Raw genomic sequence first — 16,814 nt, 5'->3', positions numbered from 1 at the left:
CGCTATCACTCTTGATAACGCTTTAGTGGGTTATCCCTTTTTTGCCCGCAGTGTTGCAACTGCCTGCACGCACTGCTCAACCACATTATCGACCTCATGGTTGATGTCTATGCGCATAACGTCATCTTCTTGCCGTTCCGGGCGTTCCAGCGCGGCGAACTGACTTTTCAGTAATTCAACCGGCATAAAGTGTCCCTGCCGTTTCGCCATCCTCGCCAGAATGGTTTCATAATCGCCGTCCAGCCACAGAAAATGCACATTTGGACTGCCTTTGCGCAGAATATCGCGGTAGCGTTTTTTTAATGCCGAACAAACAATTAAACCGGTTTCATTCTTTTTATACAGACTATAAGACGCGTCATTTAATCGTTCCAGCCATGGCAATCTGTCTTCATCGGTTAAGGGAATGCTGGCTGACATTTTATCGATATTCTTTGCCGGATGGAGGTCGTCCCCATCAATAAATTTCGCACCAAGTACGGCGGCGGCTTTGGCTCCAATCAGTGTTTTTCCGCTTCCCGATACCCCCATTAAAATATAACTCTCACCGCGCATTTAATTACTCCTGTCTCATTTTGATGACGCGGATATTACCGTGCAAATAGCGATGCGTTTATGTTTTTCTGCACATGAAAAGCAGAATTATAAAGCGCGTCACGTTATGCGTAACATTGCAGTGTAACAATTTTTGAGCGTGACATCCGTCACAATTCAGGTCAGGGAAAACCGTTTAAATGCCCACCAGGCCACGTCCTGACCAGAGAGGAAACATGAAGATTAAAACTCAATCCTGCGTTGTAGCGGGAAAGCAAACTGTTGACGTTACCGACCAGGAAATTGAATGGAATAATAAAGGTACATTGGTACAAATAACCCGAGGGGGGATTTGTGGATCCGATTTACATTATTATCAGGAAGGCAAGGTCGGTAATTTTGCTGTTAAAGCACCGATGGTGTTAGGCCATGAAGTTATTGGCAAAATTGTTCATTCAGATTCAGAAAAATTACAAGAAGGACAGACTGTTGCGGTAAATCCATCAAAACCTTGTGGTCATTGTAAATATTGCCTGGCGAAAGAAGAAAATCAGTGTACGGAAATGCGCTTCTTTGGCAGCGCCATGTATTTCCCGCATGTTGACGGTGGTTTTACCCGCTTTAAAGTGGTGGATACCGCGCAATGCGTTCCTTTCTCCAGTAATGCCGATGCCAAAATCATGGCCTTTGCCGAACCGCTGGCGGTTGCTATTCACGCTGCTCATCAGGCCGGTGACTTACAAGGCAAACGTGTCTTTATCTCAGGCGTAGGTCCGATTGGCTGCCTGATTGTCAGCGCGGTGAAAACGCTGGGCGCGGCAGAAATCGTCTGCGCGGATATCAGCCCTCGCTCGCTGGAACTGGCGCAAAAAATGGGGGCCGACACGCTCCTCGATCCGCGTAGCGCTGATCTGACGCCGTGGAAAGCGGAAAAAGGTTACTTCGATGTCAGCTTCGAAGTGTCGGGGAATCCGACATCCATTACCACTTGCCTGGAAGTGACGCGCGCCAGAGGGGCGATGGTTCAGGTAGGGATGGGCGGAGCGGTAGCGGATTTCCCGATGATGATGCTCATCGCCAAAGAGATTGCCCTGAAAGGCTCCTTCCGTTTCACCACTGAATTCAATACCGCTGTCTCCTGGCTGGCGAATGGCGTGGTGGATCCCCTGCCGTTATTAAGCGGCGAATACCCCTTCACCGAGCTGGAGCAGGCGCTGAAATTCGCGGGCGATAAAACCCAGGCCGCCAAAGTTCAACTCGTTTTTTAATGCATCGTGATAAGGAATAAGACCATGAACGACCTTTTTTCACTGGCGGGCAAGAATGTCCTGATTACCGGTTCCGCACAGGGTATTGGCTACTTATTAGCAACCGGCCTTGGGAAATACGGCGCACAAATCATCGTTAACGATATTAATCAGGAGCGGGCTGATGCCGCTGTTGAAAAACTGCGCGCAGCGGATATCCGCGCTGTGGCCGCTCCGTTTAACGTGACAAAAAAAGCAGAAATCGATGCCGCTATTGCACGTATCGAAGAACAAACCGGGCCGATTGATGTTCTGGTCAATAATGCCGGTATCCAGCGCCGCCACCCGTTTAATGACTTCCCGGAACAAGAGTGGAATGACGTGATCGCGGTTAACCAGACGGCGGTTTTCCTGGTATCGCAAGCGGTAACCCGTCGCATGGTTGAGCGTCAGGCCGGGAAAGTGATCAACATCTGTTCCATGCAGAGTGAACTGGGACGCGACACCATCACGCCGTATGCCGCTTCCAAAGGCGCGGTAAAAATGCTGACCCGTGGCATGTGCGTTGAGCTGGCACGACACAACATTCAGGTGAATGGTATTGCTCCGGGTTATTTCAAAACCGAGATGACCAAAGCGCTGGTCGAAGACGAAGCCTTCACCGGCTGGCTCTGCAAACGTACGCCTGCGGCGCGTTGGGGTAACCCGGAAGAGCTGATTGGCGCTGCGGTGTTCCTCTCCTCTAAAGCCTCTGATTTTGTTAACGGTCATCTTCTGTTCGTTGACGGCGGCATGCTGGTCGCTGTGTGACTCGTTAGTACTAAGATGCAGCGCTGCGGCGCTGCTGGTTCGGCACATAACAAGAGACAAGATTATGCCATTACTGATTATCGCGGCAGGCGTAGCGCTGCTGCTGGTCTTAATGATTGGTTTTAAAGTTAATGGGTTTATCGCCCTGGTGCTGGTTGCCGCCGTTGTGGGATTTGCCGAAGGTATGGATGCGCAGGCCGTGCTGCACTCCATTCAGGGGGGAATTGGCGGAACGTTAGGCGGCCTGGCGATGATTCTTGGTTTTGGCGCCATGCTGGGGAAGCTAATTTCTGACACCGGTGCCGCTCAGCGTATCGCCACGACGCTGATTGCGACATTCGGTAAAGAGCGGGTGCAATGGGCGCTGGTGATTACCGGTCTGGTCGTGGGGCTGGCGATGTTTTTCGAAGTGGGCTTTGTCCTGCTGTTGCCGCTGGTGTTTACCGTGGTGGCGTCGTCTGGTCTGCCGCTGCTCTATGTCGGTGTACCGATGGTGACCGCGCTGTCCGTAACCCACTGTTTTCTGCCGCCGCATCCGGGGCCGACCGCTATCGCCACCATTTTTGAAGCCAATCTGGGGACAACCCTGCTGTATGGCATGATCATTACTATTCCGACAGTTATTGTCGCCGGGCCGCTGTTTTCGAAACTGCTGACGCGTTTTGAAAAAGCGCCGCCGGAGGGGTTATTCAACCCGCATATCTTTGCCGATCATGAAATGCCGGGCTTCTGGAACAGTATTTTCGCGGCGGTAATGCCCGTGATCCTGATGGCAATTGCCGCGGTTTGTGAAATTACCCTGCCAAAAGGCAATAGCGCGCGTCTCTTCTTTGAGTTTGTCGGTAACCCGGCGGTGGCCCTGTTCATCGCCATCGTGATCGCTATTTTCACTCTCGGGTTGCGCAATGGTCGTAATCTCGAAAAAGTGATGGAAATGGTCGGCGCCTCCATCGGTGCTATCGCAATGATTGTCTTCATTATTGCGGGCGGTGGGGCGTTCAAACAGGTTCTGGTTGATAGCGGAGTAGGCAAATACATCTCACAATTGATGACGGGCACAACTCTCTCGCCGCTGCTGATGTGCTGGACCGTTGCCGCCGTGCTGCGTATCGCGCTGGGCTCTGCCACCGTGGCGGCCATCACGACCGCTGGCGTTGTGCTGCCGATAATTAATGTCACCCATGCCGATCCGGCGCTGATGGTGCTGGCTACCGGTGCGGGTAGCGTAATTGCGTCACACGTCAACGATCCTGGATTCTGGCTGTTCAAAGGCTACTTTAATCTCAGCGTTGGTGAGACACTGCGTACATGGACAGTAATGGAAACGCTAATTTCGTTTATGGGTTTACTGGGTGTGCTGACGCTTAACGCCATCCTGCATTAACTTCATTTTTCGCAATGACGGTATTCCCGGGGGAAGTGGATAAACCGCTTCCCCTGGGGAGGGAGAGACGATGAGAAATCACAGAATTTCACTTCAGGATATCGCCACGCTGGCGGGGGTCACCAAAATGACCGTCAGCCGGTATATCCGCTCGCCTAAAACCGTATCCAGGGCCACCGGCGAGCGCATCGCGATGATCATGGAAGAGATCAACTACATACCCAATCGTGCGCCCGGCATGTTGCTCAATGCGCAAAGCTATACACTGGGTGTGCTGATCCCCTCGTTCCAGAATCAGTTGTTTGCTGACATTCTCGCGGGCATTGAGTCTGTGACATCCGACCATAATTATCAGACACTTATCGCTAATTATAATTACAACAAAGAGTCCGAAGAGGAGTCGGTGATCAATCTGCTCTCCTACAATATCGACGGCATTATTCTTTCCGAAAAGCACCATACCGTTCGTACCGTTAAGTTTCTGCGCTCCGCCAAAATCCCGATTGTTGAACTGATGGATGTGCAGGGCGCCAAAATGGATATGGAAGTGGGGTTTGATAATCGTCAGGCCGCCTTTGACATGGTGAGCACCATGCTGGCTAAGCGTCAGCGGCGTAAAATTATCTATCTGGGTTCGAAAGACGATATGCGTGATGAGCAGCGCTTTTGCGGTTATTGCGATGCCATGAATCAGCATCAACTGGAGGCTTACCGTATCAACCCCCGCGCGAGCTCGTCTATCTACCTTGGGTCGCAGCTTATGGCCGAAGCCTTTAAAACCCACCCGGATCTGGATGGCGTTTTTTGCACGAATGACGATATTGCGATGGGCGCGCTGTTTTACTGCCGCGAGCACGACCTTGCCGTCCCGGAGCGCATTTCCATCGCCGGTTTTCATGGCCTGGAAATGGGGAAACAGATGATCCCAAGCCTGGCAAGCGTGATCACGCCGCGCTTCGATATCGGCAGAATGGCAGCACAGATGTTATTGAATAAGCTAAAAAATGACGCGCTCAACCACAACACTGTCGATTTGGGTTATCAAATCTATCAGGGAAAGACCCTCTGATTTCCTCAGCACGCTCAATGAACCTCCTTCCGGGTAAAAAAAATTTCATGCAAATTTCTGTGAAGTGTTAAGCAGGCTTTACCGATATATGAAGCATGAGTTAATTGGGTTATTTGCCACAGGGCGATTGCCCGAGCGGGGAAACATGAGCACACGTAAAAAACTCACAGCCAGAACACTCATGCTGGCGTCTATTTTTGTCACCATCACCACCGGGTTCCTGGTCACCATTGGCCTGTTGCTCTGGCAATCTATGGGCCAGCAAGAAGCGGTCGCCAAAAGGCATCTCCAGCAAATTGCGCTCACTGAATCATTACGTGTTCAGCAACAGCTCGACTCTGCGCTGAACGCCGCGCGCGATTTAGGCAACAGTGCCTGGGCATTACATCAGGCCGGTCTGACAGAACGGCGTGGCCTGGACCAGTTATTGGCCGATTATCTGCATCAGCACCCTGATTTTTTGTCGATGTCACTGGCCTTTGAAGCCAATACGTTTGACGGCAAAGACGCGGAGTTTGCGGGAAAAGCGGATCAGGATCCGGCTGGCCGCTACGCCCGCTATGTTGACCGGGATAACAGTGGTAACCCGGCGCTACACAACCTGGTGGATTATGAAACACCGGGCAGCGGCGACTACTACCTTTTGCCGCGTCAGCGCCAGAAAGAGGTGATTATCGAGCCGTATATCTACCCCTATAACGGTGTGGATGTGATGCTGACCTCCATCGCGGCGCCGATTATCCGCGACGGTAAGTTTCAGGGCTCTGTGACTTCGGATTTCTCGCTGGAAACGCTGCAAAAAATGATTGGCGCCATCAAGCCATGGGAGGGGACGGGTTACGCGCTGTTGCTCTCGGCGGATAACAAAGTGGTTTCCAGCCCTGATAAGGCGGCAACGGGTAAACCCTGGACGGGGACAATCGGCGCGGAAGCGGTGGTGCGCACCGACGATGCCCTGCTAAAAGAACCGGCGTTTGTGACCTGGCGCACCATCGACATTGGTAACAGTCAGACGCCATGGAAGCTGGCGATTGTGACGCCAGTCAGCGTCGTCATGGCCGAAGCGTGGCACTACCTGCGTAACGCCATCTTGCTGATGATCCTGAGTATTATCATTGTCAGCGTGGTGGTAGCGATGGTGTTTACCCGCAAGGTTGCGCGCCCGGTAGGCGGCGAGCCGACGGAAGCCTCAGAGATTGCGCTGTCCGTGGCGCAAGGGGATTTGAGTCATCAGATTGCGGTACGTAACGGCGATAGCAGCAGCATCTTTTATGCCCTGCACACCATGCAAGCCCAGCTCCGGCGTATTGTGGGCAGCATCAGCGATGCCAGCCATTCCGTGCGGACGGGAAGCAGTGAAATCGCGGCAGGCAACCTCGATTTAGCTTCGCGGACCGAAGAGCAGGCGGCGGCGATTGTGCAGACGGCGGCGAGCATGGAGCAGATTTCCGTGACCGTCAAAAACAACGCGGAGAATGCGCACAAGGCAACATCACTGACGCAGAACGCGGCGCAAATTGCCGGGCAGGGGGAATCGCTGGTGGCACAAGTGGTGGATATCATCGGCAAGATTGATGAGAGCGCCGGCAAGATTGGTGATATTAACAGCATCATCGACAGCATCGCTTTTCAGACCAATATTCTGGCATTGAACGCGGCGGTTGAAGCGGCCCGCGCCGGTGAGCAGGGCAGAGGCTTCGCGGTGGTAGCCGGTGAAGTACGCAGCCTTGCACAGCGCAGCGCCAGTGCGGCCAAAGAGATTTCCGCACTGATTGAGGAGTCGTCCGGGCGCGTCAGTAAAGGGGTTACGCTGGTGAATGAGACGGGGGCGATGATGAAGCAAATCATTACCTCGGTTTCCAGTGTGCATCAGGTGATTGCCGAGATTGTGCAGGCGCTGGATGAGCAAACGAAAGGCGTGAGTCAGGTGAGCGAGGCGGTCAATCAGATGGATAGCGCCACCCAGCAGAATGCGTCTCTGGTGCAGCAGATCTCTGCGGCGGCCATGTCGCTGGAGGAGCAGGCGAAGAGTCTTGAGGAGACGCTGGCGTTTTTCTCGGATGCGCGGGAGAGCTATTCGTAAAGAGTGGGCTATGATTTTGTCCCCGGTGGCGCTGCGCTAACCGGGGCTACCAATCGTAGAGACTGTGAACGTCTTCAATTTTTTTAGCCATGGCTGATTCGTTTTCCCGCATGATAACCATAGCGACATCTTTGTGACGCCGCGGGGATTGTAAAGGGGAACGGAACCCTCCACCTGAGCCGCATATTCCCCTCACCCCAACCCTCTCCCCGGGGGCTGAGGAATCCCCAGTAATCTTACCTTTTACAGCGACAACGCCGCTTAATAAGAATAAAACAGTGACAGCGATGACAGGGTCCGGCTGAAAATCGATGAGGCGTTGGCGGCTGACCGGGGCCGCCCGCAGGGAAGCGGGCGGAGGGGATAGCCTGCAAGGACGCAGGCTGGTCCCCGACCCGAAAGTCAGACGACATAAGCATCATGGACCGCGCCAGCGGCGATTTTCCTGGCCGGGAGCCCGGGTCGCCAGGGTGGTGGCGGTGAGCCACCCTGGCACGTTCACGGGTTCTGTCGCGACAGAAAAGCAAGGAACATAAGGTGAACGGAATGACCATCTGAGCCGCATTTTCCCCCCTCACCCTAACCCTCTCCCCAAAGAGGAGAGGGGACCGATCGTGCTCGCATTTTTGTGGGGATTCCTCAGCCCCGGAGGAGAGGGAGAAAACCGGTCGTAGCCCGGATAAGGCGCTTGCGCCGCCATCCGGGAATTGCTTCCGGTATGGGGTACGTCAAACCCCTTCCACTCCATATTCCTTCATCTTACGCCACAGCGTTGTCGGGCTTATCCCCAACATCACCGCGGCTTGTGATTTATCGCCGCCGGTACGTTTCATCACCGCACCAATCAGCTTCTGCTCCTGCTTTTTCAGCAAATCCACGTCGCCGGGCTGCGGGACGATATCTTCGTCATCAACAGACACTGACATATGGCACAGCGACTGCAGTGCATCGACATCCACAACGTGCATATCAAACAATACAATCAACCGTAAAATCACCGCCTGTAACTCCCGGATATTGCCAGGCCACGCGTAGCTGTTGAGAAAATCCACCGCTTCATCAGTAAAGCTCAGTGCTTTGTTATGTTTTGCCAGCAGGTCTTCAATAATCAGCATCACATCGCCGGTTCGCTCTCTGAGTGCAGGCAACTGTAGCGTAAGGACATTAATGCGATACCAGAGGTCCTGGCGAAACTCACCGGCCGCCACCTGTGCGCCCAACTCTTTATTACTGGCGGTAATTAAGCGGAACCTGGCGCTGATGAGGGAGTCGCCGCCAACCCGACTGAACCGCTTTTCCTGCAAAATGCGCAGTAACTTGATTTGCACCGGGAGCGGCGCTTCGCTGATTTCGTCAATAAAGACAGTGCCATTCATCGCCATCTCGAAAATACCCGGCTTGCCGCCCCTACGCGCATTGGTGAAGGCGCCATCGGCATAGCCAAACAGCTCGCTCTCTAACAGACTTTCAGGAATGGCGGCACAGTTAATGGCAATAAAGGGTTCAGCGCTACGTGGACTGGCGTGATGAATACTCTGGGCAAACAGCTCCTTACCGGTGCCGGTATCTCCCAGAATATTAATGGGAAGATCGTGAGCGGCGTAGATTTTGGCCCGGGCTATCGCGGCTTCCATCACCGGAGATTGCCCGATAATGTCGGCAAATGAATACGTTGTGGTAAAGCCTTTGTGGTCACTCTTTTTGCTGGTGCGGGAAGAGGACCAGCCGCTATGTTCCAGTCTGCTACCGGTAATGACGGTATAAAAGCCGTGCTTATTGGAAAAGTGCTTCACCGCAATATTGACCGTCTCGCCGTCAATCTCGATAGCATGCTCTTTGATATCTATTTCATTGATGATGCTGCCATAAATGCTTTTGAAGGCCTCTTTTTTAAAGATTTTATCCCCAATATTGCACTGGAATAACGCAAAGCCACGGGCATTGATATGGATAATTTCCCCTGACTGGTCCAGACACATAATGCCCTCGTGCGACTGATTCAGCGCAGACCAGGACATAGTTAACTTCATGTTTTCATTGTTAATGTACTTCAACAGGCTTTCAGCGACATCCAGCGCCTGTTCAATAGAAATATTATCGGTATCGCCCATGATGACATTCAAATCATACTTCTTCGCCATCTCTGCGACGGTCAGGCCGCCAATCACCAACTGGTAATCGTTATCCGCCAGGTTTTTTACGACGTTCTCGATATCATAGTGGTTGTAAACCTGACAGATTTTGAAGTCTTCGTTCGTCATATTTTGATAACGACGCAGCACATTACAGAACTGCGGAAAGCCTACGGCGGCAATCTTCTGCGATTTTTTCCGCGCCTCCTGCAGAATGCGATAAATACCGTGCAGCTCGTGGGTGATTTCGATAACCGGAATAGAAAGACTGTTGCGTAATAGCGCTGCCGTACCGCCCCGGCTAATGATGATTTTGGTGCCACCCGCAACAAGCTGCTGCGCTTTTTCCACCACGTCAAAATAGTGAAACTCGTAAACGGGGATGTCGATCTTTCTTTCGATAAGCACGTTGGATATGCGCTGGGTGATAGTTTTTGACACCGAGAAAATCGCAATTTCGTTATTTTTCATGGGTTATCCAGAGTGATCGATTTATGCGGGAGTCATCATATCCTCACGCTCTTCACGCCACAAAGCGCTGCCTGGCAAAACGAAAAAAGCCTGCGCATTTGCGGTGCGCAGGCAAAAGACAGACACACTGCCTTCTCTTTTAAAAACGCTGTCGGCGATAGACTATTTGCCCATTACTGATGGTGGCGCAGTTATCGATATAACGGTCACCTTCCAGTTGTGTGCCTTTGGTATCTTCAAATACGATCTTTTCTTTACGCAATTTCACGATGGCGATATCGGCAAAGGCCCCCGGCGCAAGCGTGCCGATCTGCCCTTCCATTTTCATCAGGCGTGCGGGGGTGCGGGTCACCGCGCGAACCACATCGAAGAACGACATTCCCATGTTGAGATATTTCGACATAATAAATAGCAGGCTGAATACCTTGTCCGTGCGCAGGCTATTACGTAGCGTCAGGTCGGTACTAATGATATCCGGGTTAAAGCCCTGTTCCATGGCGTTGCGGGCTACCGTGAAGTCAAAATGGGCCACGCCGTTAGAACAGTCGAAAATCACGCCGCGTGCTTTGGCTTCCTTGATGGCAGGGAACACCTCTCCGCTTTCCTTGAGGATGGCATTACCCGTGCCGTGGAAACAGTGGGCATAAATATCATCGGTCCGGAAATGGCCGATCAGCTCATCGGCGGGCAACCGGGAGTCGGTCACATGGACACAGAGGGTCGTTTTAAGCTCTCGTGCCAGCGCTACGGCGGCATAAAATGGATCGCTACTAAAATTGCGCCCGGTCGCGATATCCTGGCTGTAACGCAGTTTTAATCCAAGAATGTTGTCGCGGTTCTCATTCAGCGTCTGGCTGATTTTCTCTACGTTGTAGTTCGCCGGGTTGGTATTTTCCAGATACCCCGTCGGCCCACCACCCAGCGTGGAGAGCCCTACATTCACCACGTTCAGGTAGCTTTTGATGCGCGTCTGCGCCGTATGAATGACGCTGTTGCGAAACAGTTTATAATTAACCCAGCCGCTACTCCCGGCGTCTACCACACTGGTCACGCCGTTGGGCAGGCAGAGCACATCCGGGTTAACGCTGATGGCGGTGCCGCCGTGAAAAACGTGGGCATGGAAATCAATCAGCCCGGGAAGAACAATACAGCCTGCCGCATCGATGACGGTTTCCGCCTGGCTGTCGGCGGTATGCACATCCACAATACGATTGCCGACAATACCGATGTTCTGGTTGATGTAACTGCCGCTATCCAGGTCAGCCACCAGACCATTTTTAATCAGAATATCCAATTTCATTTCGCGTGCTCCTTAATCAGATACCGATCATTTTCCAGTAAGGAATACCAATCAGGAAGAAGACCAGGACGTTAACCAGCACCATAATGGTGCCGAGTAGCCAGAAGGTTTTTTGCGGAACATAGCCGCTGGAGAAGGTAAACACCCCCGCACCGTTGCCGTAGTGGGTGAGCAGCGCCCCGTAACCCGCAGAGAAGGCCAGGGACAGCGCGACATACATCGGATGTGCCTGAGTGGTCATCCCAAGGGTAAAGAGCACCGGATAGAACGACACAACGAAGGCGCTGTTCGACACGAAGAAGTAACGCACCGCGAGGCTGATAAACACCAGCACACCCAGGGCACTTATTTCACTCAGTTGCGACAGGTCGAGGTAGTTTTTGATCACATCCACCAGGTAGACGTAGAAACCTCCTTTGGAGAGCGCGACCGCACACCCGTAAAACGCGCCGTACCAGACGAAGGTCTGCCAGGCCGATTTTTCGCTGACCACATCGTTCCAGCTCAATACGCCGAACAGCAACAGGCAGGCAAGGAAGGCGAGACCGACTGGAATAAACTCAATCCCGGTAAGGGAGCCGGTCATCCAGCCGATAATGCCCAGCAAAAAGAAGACGATCAGTAGCTTCTCTTCGCGCTTGACCGGGCCGAGCTCCTGCAACCCTTTGGTCGCGATTTCGTTAACGTTGGTAATGGTTTTCAGCTCAGGCGCATAGAGCTTATAGAGGATCCAGGGCGCGGCTAATAGCACAATGCCCGCCGGTACGATGGCGGCTTTGAACCACACCATCCACTTGAGATTGACGTGCATTATCTCGTTTGCAAGCGAGACGGTAATGGAGTTGGTCGCCATCCCGGTCAGAAACAGGCTGGAGGTACCCATCGACACCACATACATCAGGATCGTGAGATAGGCACCAATCTTGCGGCTGCCATCATCCGGCTTTGAACCCAGCGCTTCGGCGATATTACGGAAAATGGGGTAAGTGATGCCGCCGGAACGCGACATGTTCGAGCCGGTTGCCGGAGCGAGCACGGTGTCTGTCACCATCATCAGGCAGCCCAGCGTCAGGGTATTTTTGCCATAGCGCTGCAGCAGCAGGTAGGCGATACGTTTGCCTAACCCCGTGATCACGAAGGCCTTACAGATAATAAAAGCGCTGATGATAAACCACACCATCGGGCTACCGAATCCGGCGAACAGCGGGCCTGGTTCAATCACCAGCGAGGCGAAACCGAGGATGATGAGCATGATGACAGCGTCGGTAAACGGGCGCAGGACCAGCCCGCACAGCATCGCCAGATAGATACCGACCATTTCCCAGGTCTGGGCAGAAACGCCTTCCGGGTGAGGAATAACCCAAAACAGAATGGGAAAAAAGATAATGGGTAAGAGTTTAAGATAAAGCATTTTACATTACCTGTATTTAATAGCCGCACGCCGTCACACGACGTGCAGCATTTCATTATTTGCACGAATTAGCGGTAGACGTCGTCAATAAACTCAACGCCTTTTTCGTCTAATGATTTTCTTACCCATGCGCGGTTGGCGGTGCCGTTCTTCGCCGCTTCCACTTTGCCCGCATCAAATTTGGCGTAGTCGGTGGCTTTGTCGAGCAGGGCTGCTGCATCGTTCAGCGGTATGACGATCACGCCGTCAGCATCACCCACAATTAAATCGCCCGGACAGACCGCCACGCCGCCTACGGCGATGGGTGTGTTCACCTCACCCGGCCCTTCTTTAAACGGGCCCGCCGGGTTCGAACCGGTGGCGAAGAGAGGGAAGTCCAGTACGGACAGGGCATCGATATCGCGGATCGGACCATCAAGCACGATACCGGCGATTTTTTTGGTGTAATGGGCATAAGCCACCATGATTTCGCCCATCAACGCACGGGAGCGATCGCCTTCGTTAGAGACCACGATGACATCATTTTCCGTTGCCATATCCAGCGCGGCGTGCAGCATCAGGTTGTCGCCAGCGCGCGCTTTCACCGTAATGGCATAGCCCGCCATGACCGGCTTCTTCGGTGATGAAATACGTTTAATGCCGTTGCCGAGGACCGCAATACGGTTCATGGTGTCGGCGATATTCGCGGCGGGCAGTTTCTCGTAATGTTTTAATAACTCAACGTCGAATGCCGGACGCTTGGTGAAAATGCGATTACCAATAGACATGATTTTCTCCTTAAAAACCCGGCACCGGCCAGGACGGTTTTTTACCTGATAACACTTCATCGATACCAATAGCGGAGTGCAAAGAGGCGCGGTCAGTCGCTTCTTTTGTGGCCGCGCCGATATGCGGACCAATAACGATATTGCTGAGGGTGAAAATTGGATCGGCGGGGTCGAACGGCTCTTTTTTCAGGACATCGACACCCGCACCGGCGATGGTGTGCGTTGAAAGTGCGTGGTATAGCGCTTTTTCATCGACCAGTTTGCCGCGTGCGGTATTAATGAAATACGCGGTCGGTTTCATCAGCGAGAACTGCTTTTCGCCAACAAAATCGGTGGTTTCCGCCGTGGTAGGGCAGTGCAGGGAGACAAAATCGCTCTCTTTGAAAATTCGCTCAAAGTCGCTGGTTAACTCAACGCCTTCCGGCACCTGGTCCTGCGTTTTGTACGGGTCATACGCAATGACTTTCATGTTGAAGCCATGCAGGGCTTTGATGGCGACACGGGAACCGATGTTGCCCACGCCGACCAGGCCTACGGTTTTACCGTCCAGCTCTACTTTTGGCGTGCGCAGTTTTGCCCAGTAGTAATCCTCAAGCATTTTCTCTTCGACCAGCTTGAAATTACGTGAACAATGCAGCATGTAAAAAATGGCCAGCTCGGCAACAGACATACTGTTAGCAATCGGCGCGTTTAATACGGTCACACCGTGGCGTTTGGCCGACTCCAGATCGACTGTGTCATAACCGGCACCATGGCGAGCAACAACTTTCAGTTTTTTTGCGGCTTCAAATACGCGATCGGACATTTTTGAAAGGCGAACAATAATACCGTCGCACTCCGGAATATCACGGATGATATCTTCTTCTTCCATCCCGGAACCTGTAATAAGTTCATAACCCCGGCTCTCAAGATATTCTCTCCCTTCCTGCATGATTTCTTGTGGAAGTAAAATTTTATAAGTCATCTGACGCTCTCCATTGTTGTTTGGCACTGATAATTGCAGATGGCGTGCCAGGGGCGTGCCTGATGAGTTGAATTATTTTTAAAAATATGATATTTAAGTATTTTTTATTTTTTGTTATTTTTGTGTGATATTCTTATTGGTGATGCTAATCACATATTTAAAGCCAGTGGAAAACACATCTATTTCATTTTGAAATGCATGAATTTCATTTTTAAATGTCAGATCGCGGCGTTATCACACTATTTTTTATGACGTCTTTTATGCGCTAATTTTATTGACAAGGAAGCTTTGCGTGATAATTATACTGGCTAACAGGTTCGCTCATTGAGTAAACAGTAATGGCAATAAATCATGACTCTCGAATTAATGAATACATTTCTTTCTGTGGTGCGTACTGGAAACATACCCGCCGCCGCCGTTTTTTTAGGTATTAGCCAGGTCTGTTTATCTGAACGTTTGCAAATGCTGGAAAATAATATTGGTTTTACGCTTATTCAACGCGGAAGAAGTATTCGATCGGTGATATTAACCGAAAAGGGTAAACAGTTTTATGCGTTATCGGCGAAAATTATGGCCGTACTCTATGAGGTGGAAAATATTAAATCACCACTCCGGCAGGATTGAAAACGCGCTGGCAAGGTTCTGCGCACGATGATGTGCAAATGCCGCATTAGAAAGCGTAAATGTTGTAATAAGGCACTAACACCGTTTCAGCCAGACTGACTCTTCATGGCAAAACCCCTATACTGCCAAAAAACATAAAAAATCATTCATTTTTACGGTGATACGGGCAGGGTAACGGATGGAAACGACGAATTTTCTGGGGCAGCTTACGCAGCAGATGATCCTGTCTGCGCCTTTATTTTCCTTAATTGCGTTGGGTTATTGTCTTGGGCGTTTTGCCGGCTGGCCGGAAGCCGCCAGTGGGGTATTTAACCGCTTTTGTTTTTCGATTGCCTTGCCCTGCATGTTATTTAAGGTCATGAGCAAGTTCTACCAAAGCCCGCCGGTGGATATGCGCTTGCTGATCGCCTATTTCGGCAGTTGCCTGTTGATCTATATTGTCGGGCGCATTGTCGCAAAAAGCGTGTTTGGCCTTGATGCCATCTCGGCATCGGTATTTGGCCTTGGGGGTATTTTTTCCAATAACGTCATGCTCGGGATCCCGGTCGCGGTGATTCTGCTGGGGCAGGCCAGCCTCGCCTCGGTCGCGCTGGTACTGGTGTTTAACAGCCTGATTCTGTGGACGCTGGTAACTGTCTCGGTGGAGTGGGCGCAGAGCGGCAGTTTTTCCTGGAAAGGCATTGGCAAAACGCTGGTCAACGTGCTGCGTAATCCGCTGATTATCGGCATTTTTTCTGGCTTTGCCTGGAGCGCAACTCACCATACCTTGCCGCAATTTATTGATGGCCCCGTCAGCATGTTAGGGCAAATTGCCGCGCCGTTAACCCTGGTCACGCTGGGCATGAGCCTCTCGCATTACAACATCAGCCAGGGGCTGCGGGAAAGCGCGGCTATCTGCCTGATTAAACTGGTGTTGATGCCTGCGCTGATTTGGGCGCTCGCTTACGCACTGCATCTGCCGCAGCAGGAGAGCCAGGTGGTGGTTTTACTGGGGTCAATGGCGGTGGGGATAAACGTCTATTTGATGGCGCAGAAATTCAAAGTGCTGCAAGGGGCGACGGCAACCAGCATGTTGATTTCCACCCTGCTTTCTACCCTGACCACGCCAATGCTGATGATCCTGATGAGCCGCTTCTATCCGGCATGGCCGTAAACTCTCCCGGCAGGACACACCGCGTGCCCTGCCAGAAACGCGTTAAAGAATGTCATCCACCACGCCGCCGTCAACGCGCAACGCCGCGCCTGAGGTTGCCGACGCCTGAGTCGAGCAAACGTAGACCACCATGTTCGCCACTTCTTCAACGGTCGCTGCTCGCTGAATAACGGAGCTGGGACGGTGAGCCATCACAAACTCTTTCGCCAGCGTTTCCAGTGATTTGCCAGTTCTTGCCACTTCGTCCTGCATCATGGCGGCAAAGCCATCGGAAAGTGTCGGGCCGGGTAACACGCTGTTGACCGTCACGCCACTACCGGCGACAAACTTCGCCAGCCCGCGCGCCAGCGAGAGCTGGGCCGTTTTGGTCACGCCGTAATGAATCATATCGGCAGGAATGTTGCGCGCCGATTCCGAGGAGATAAAGACCACGCGGCCCCAACCTTTTTTCACCATCGCTGGCAGCAACGCACGGGAAAGACGCACGCCCGACATCACATTGGTTTGCCAGTAATTTTCCCAGGTCGCATCGTCGGTGGCATAAAAATCCTGCGGCCCGTAAATCCCGGCGTTATTGACCAGGATGTCGGCATCCGTTGCCGCGCTTAGTAAGGTTTCAACCCCTTCTGCCGAACTCAGGTCGGCAATGGCGGTACGCACTTTTGCGCCTGGTACACGCTCATTCAGCGCCTGGAGCGCTTTATTCACTGATGCCTCGCTACGTCCGTTGAGGATCACTTCCGCACCGCTTTCGGCAAGCCCTGTGGCTATGGCGAAACCAATGCCACCGGTCGAGGCGGTGACCAGTGCGACTTTCTCACTCAGATCAATTTTCATCCTCTGCTCCTTCCTCTTTATGCATACA

Annotated in this window: 15 protein-coding genes; 8 read left to right on the top strand and 7 right to left on the bottom strand. The window is 52.3% G+C overall.

Annotation, left to right across the window (positions count from 1 at the left end; all coding sequences use genetic code 11):
* Positions 1-30 precede the first annotated feature (30 nt).
* On the bottom strand, positions 31-555 hold the full coding sequence (gene idnK, locus ABU190_RS13255; protein ID WP_103245162.1) for a gluconokinase: 525 nt from the start codon (positions 553-555) through the stop codon (positions 31-33).
* Between the two features lie 215 nt (positions 556-770).
* Between idnK and idnD the strand changes: the two genes are divergently transcribed.
* The 6 genes from idnD to ABU190_RS13225 all read left to right on the top strand — a co-directional run bounded on the left by idnD (position 771) and on the right by ABU190_RS13225 (position 7,663).
* Complete coding sequence (gene idnD, locus ABU190_RS13250) at positions 771-1,802, top strand: L-idonate 5-dehydrogenase (RefSeq protein ID WP_354691559.1); 1,032 nt, start codon at positions 771-773, stop codon at positions 1,800-1,802.
* 24 nt (positions 1,803-1,826) lie between these two features.
* Complete coding sequence (idnO, locus tag ABU190_RS13245) at positions 1,827-2,591, top strand: gluconate 5-dehydrogenase (protein WP_041851306.1); 765 nt, start codon at positions 1,827-1,829, stop codon at positions 2,589-2,591.
* 64 nt (positions 2,592-2,655) lie between these two features.
* Positions 2,656-3,975 carry a gluconate:H+ symporter gene (locus ABU190_RS13240; protein WP_041851307.1) on the top strand — a complete coding sequence of 440 codons (1,320 nt, stop codon included), beginning with the start codon at positions 2,656-2,658 and terminating at the stop codon, positions 3,973-3,975.
* A 70-nt stretch (positions 3,976-4,045) separates the two neighbouring features.
* The gene (locus ABU190_RS13235) at positions 4,046-5,044 is read left to right on the top strand and encodes a LacI family DNA-binding transcriptional regulator (RefSeq protein ID WP_041851308.1); all 999 of its coding nucleotides are present in this window, start codon (positions 4,046-4,048) and stop codon (positions 5,042-5,044) included.
* Between the two features lie 145 nt (positions 5,045-5,189).
* Positions 5,190-7,127, top strand: a complete 1,938-nt coding sequence (locus tag ABU190_RS13230) for a methyl-accepting chemotaxis protein (protein ID WP_354691558.1) — start codon at positions 5,190-5,192, stop codon at positions 7,125-7,127.
* A 311-nt stretch (positions 7,128-7,438) separates the two neighbouring features.
* Positions 7,439-7,663, top strand: coding sequence for a hypothetical protein (locus ABU190_RS13225; protein WP_193795317.1), 225 nt, complete (start codon positions 7,439-7,441; stop codon positions 7,661-7,663).
* 192 nt (positions 7,664-7,855) lie between these two features.
* Here the strand turns inward: ABU190_RS13225 and ABU190_RS13220 are convergent, their stop codons facing one another.
* From ABU190_RS13220 to ABU190_RS13200, 5 genes are all read right to left on the bottom strand, one after another.
* Positions 7,856-9,730, bottom strand: a complete 1,875-nt coding sequence (locus ABU190_RS13220; protein WP_354691557.1) for a sigma 54-interacting transcriptional regulator — start codon at positions 9,728-9,730, stop codon at positions 7,856-7,858.
* Positions 9,731-9,869: 139 nt separating this feature from the next.
* Complete coding sequence (locus ABU190_RS13215) at positions 9,870-11,030, bottom strand: metallo-dependent hydrolase (protein WP_354691556.1); 1,161 nt, start codon at positions 11,028-11,030, stop codon at positions 9,870-9,872.
* Between the two features lie 16 nt (positions 11,031-11,046).
* Complete coding sequence (locus tag ABU190_RS13210; RefSeq protein WP_354691555.1) at positions 11,047-12,441, bottom strand: DASS family sodium-coupled anion symporter; 1,395 nt, start codon at positions 12,439-12,441, stop codon at positions 11,047-11,049.
* Positions 12,442-12,509: 68 nt separating this feature from the next.
* The gene (locus ABU190_RS13205) at positions 12,510-13,208 is read right to left on the bottom strand and encodes a methyltransferase (RefSeq protein WP_071194983.1); all 699 of its coding nucleotides are present in this window, start codon (positions 13,206-13,208) and stop codon (positions 12,510-12,512) included.
* Between the two features lie 10 nt (positions 13,209-13,218).
* Positions 13,219-14,172 (bottom strand): hydroxyacid dehydrogenase, encoded by a 954-nt coding sequence (locus tag ABU190_RS13200; RefSeq protein WP_354691554.1) that lies wholly within the window; start codon positions 14,170-14,172, stop codon positions 13,219-13,221.
* A 351-nt stretch (positions 14,173-14,523) separates the two neighbouring features.
* Between ABU190_RS13200 and ABU190_RS13195 the strand changes: the two genes are divergently transcribed.
* Both ABU190_RS13195 and ABU190_RS13190 read left to right on the top strand, forming a co-directional pair.
* Entirely contained in the window at positions 14,524-14,796 is a 273-nt protein-coding gene (locus tag ABU190_RS13195; protein ID WP_354691553.1) for a LysR family transcriptional regulator, read from the top strand.
* 178 nt (positions 14,797-14,974) lie between these two features.
* A complete protein-coding gene (locus ABU190_RS13190; RefSeq protein WP_079496983.1) occupies positions 14,975-15,949 on the top strand; it encodes an AEC family transporter in 975 nt (324 codons plus the stop codon).
* Between the two features lie 42 nt (positions 15,950-15,991).
* Here ABU190_RS13190 and ABU190_RS13185 read toward each other — a convergent pair whose 3' ends face one another.
* The gene (locus ABU190_RS13185) at positions 15,992-16,786 is read right to left on the bottom strand and encodes an SDR family oxidoreductase (protein ID WP_354691552.1); all 795 of its coding nucleotides are present in this window, start codon (positions 16,784-16,786) and stop codon (positions 15,992-15,994) included.
* Positions 16,787-16,814: the final 28 nt, after the last annotated feature.

This window comes from Phytobacter sp. RSE-02 (assembly GCF_040578655.1).
In the GTDB taxonomy this organism is placed as follows: Bacteria; Pseudomonadota; Gammaproteobacteria; order Enterobacterales; family Enterobacteriaceae; genus Phytobacter; species Phytobacter diazotrophicus.
The sequence above is the reverse complement of the archived record's forward strand: the minus strand, read 5'-3'. Positions and strand labels throughout refer to the sequence as shown.

Bases quoted from the DNA above. Each gene is read 5' to 3' on its own strand.
- idnK (WP_103245162.1), bottom strand. From the start codon at position 555: ATGCGCGGTGAGAGTTATATTTTAATGGGGGTATCGGGAAGCGGAAAA.
- idnD (WP_354691559.1), top strand. From the start codon at position 771: ATGAAGATTAAAACTCAATCCTGCGTTGTAGCGGGAAAGCAAACTGTT.
- idnO (WP_041851306.1), top strand. From the start codon at position 1,827: ATGAACGACCTTTTTTCACTGGCGGGCAAGAATGTCCTGATTACCGGT.
- ABU190_RS13240 (WP_041851307.1), top strand. From the start codon at position 2,656: ATGCCATTACTGATTATCGCGGCAGGCGTAGCGCTGCTGCTGGTCTTA.
- ABU190_RS13235 (WP_041851308.1), top strand. From the start codon at position 4,046: ATGAGAAATCACAGAATTTCACTTCAGGATATCGCCACGCTGGCGGGG.
- ABU190_RS13230 (WP_354691558.1), top strand. From the start codon at position 5,190: ATGAGCACACGTAAAAAACTCACAGCCAGAACACTCATGCTGGCGTCT.
- ABU190_RS13225 (WP_193795317.1), top strand. From the start codon at position 7,439: ATGAGGCGTTGGCGGCTGACCGGGGCCGCCCGCAGGGAAGCGGGCGGA.
- ABU190_RS13220 (WP_354691557.1), bottom strand. From the start codon at position 9,730: ATGAAAAATAACGAAATTGCGATTTTCTCGGTGTCAAAAACTATCACC.
- ABU190_RS13215 (WP_354691556.1), bottom strand. From the start codon at position 11,030: ATGAAATTGGATATTCTGATTAAAAATGGTCTGGTGGCTGACCTGGAT.
- ABU190_RS13210 (WP_354691555.1), bottom strand. From the start codon at position 12,441: ATGCTTTATCTTAAACTCTTACCCATTATCTTTTTTCCCATTCTGTTT.
- ABU190_RS13205 (WP_071194983.1), bottom strand. From the start codon at position 13,208: ATGTCTATTGGTAATCGCATTTTCACCAAGCGTCCGGCATTCGACGTT.
- ABU190_RS13200 (WP_354691554.1), bottom strand. From the start codon at position 14,172: ATGACTTATAAAATTTTACTTCCACAAGAAATCATGCAGGAAGGGAGA.
- ABU190_RS13195 (WP_354691553.1), top strand. From the start codon at position 14,524: ATGACTCTCGAATTAATGAATACATTTCTTTCTGTGGTGCGTACTGGA.
- ABU190_RS13190 (WP_079496983.1), top strand. From the start codon at position 14,975: ATGGAAACGACGAATTTTCTGGGGCAGCTTACGCAGCAGATGATCCTG.
- ABU190_RS13185 (WP_354691552.1), bottom strand. From the start codon at position 16,786: ATGAAAATTGATCTGAGTGAGAAAGTCGCACTGGTCACCGCCTCGACC.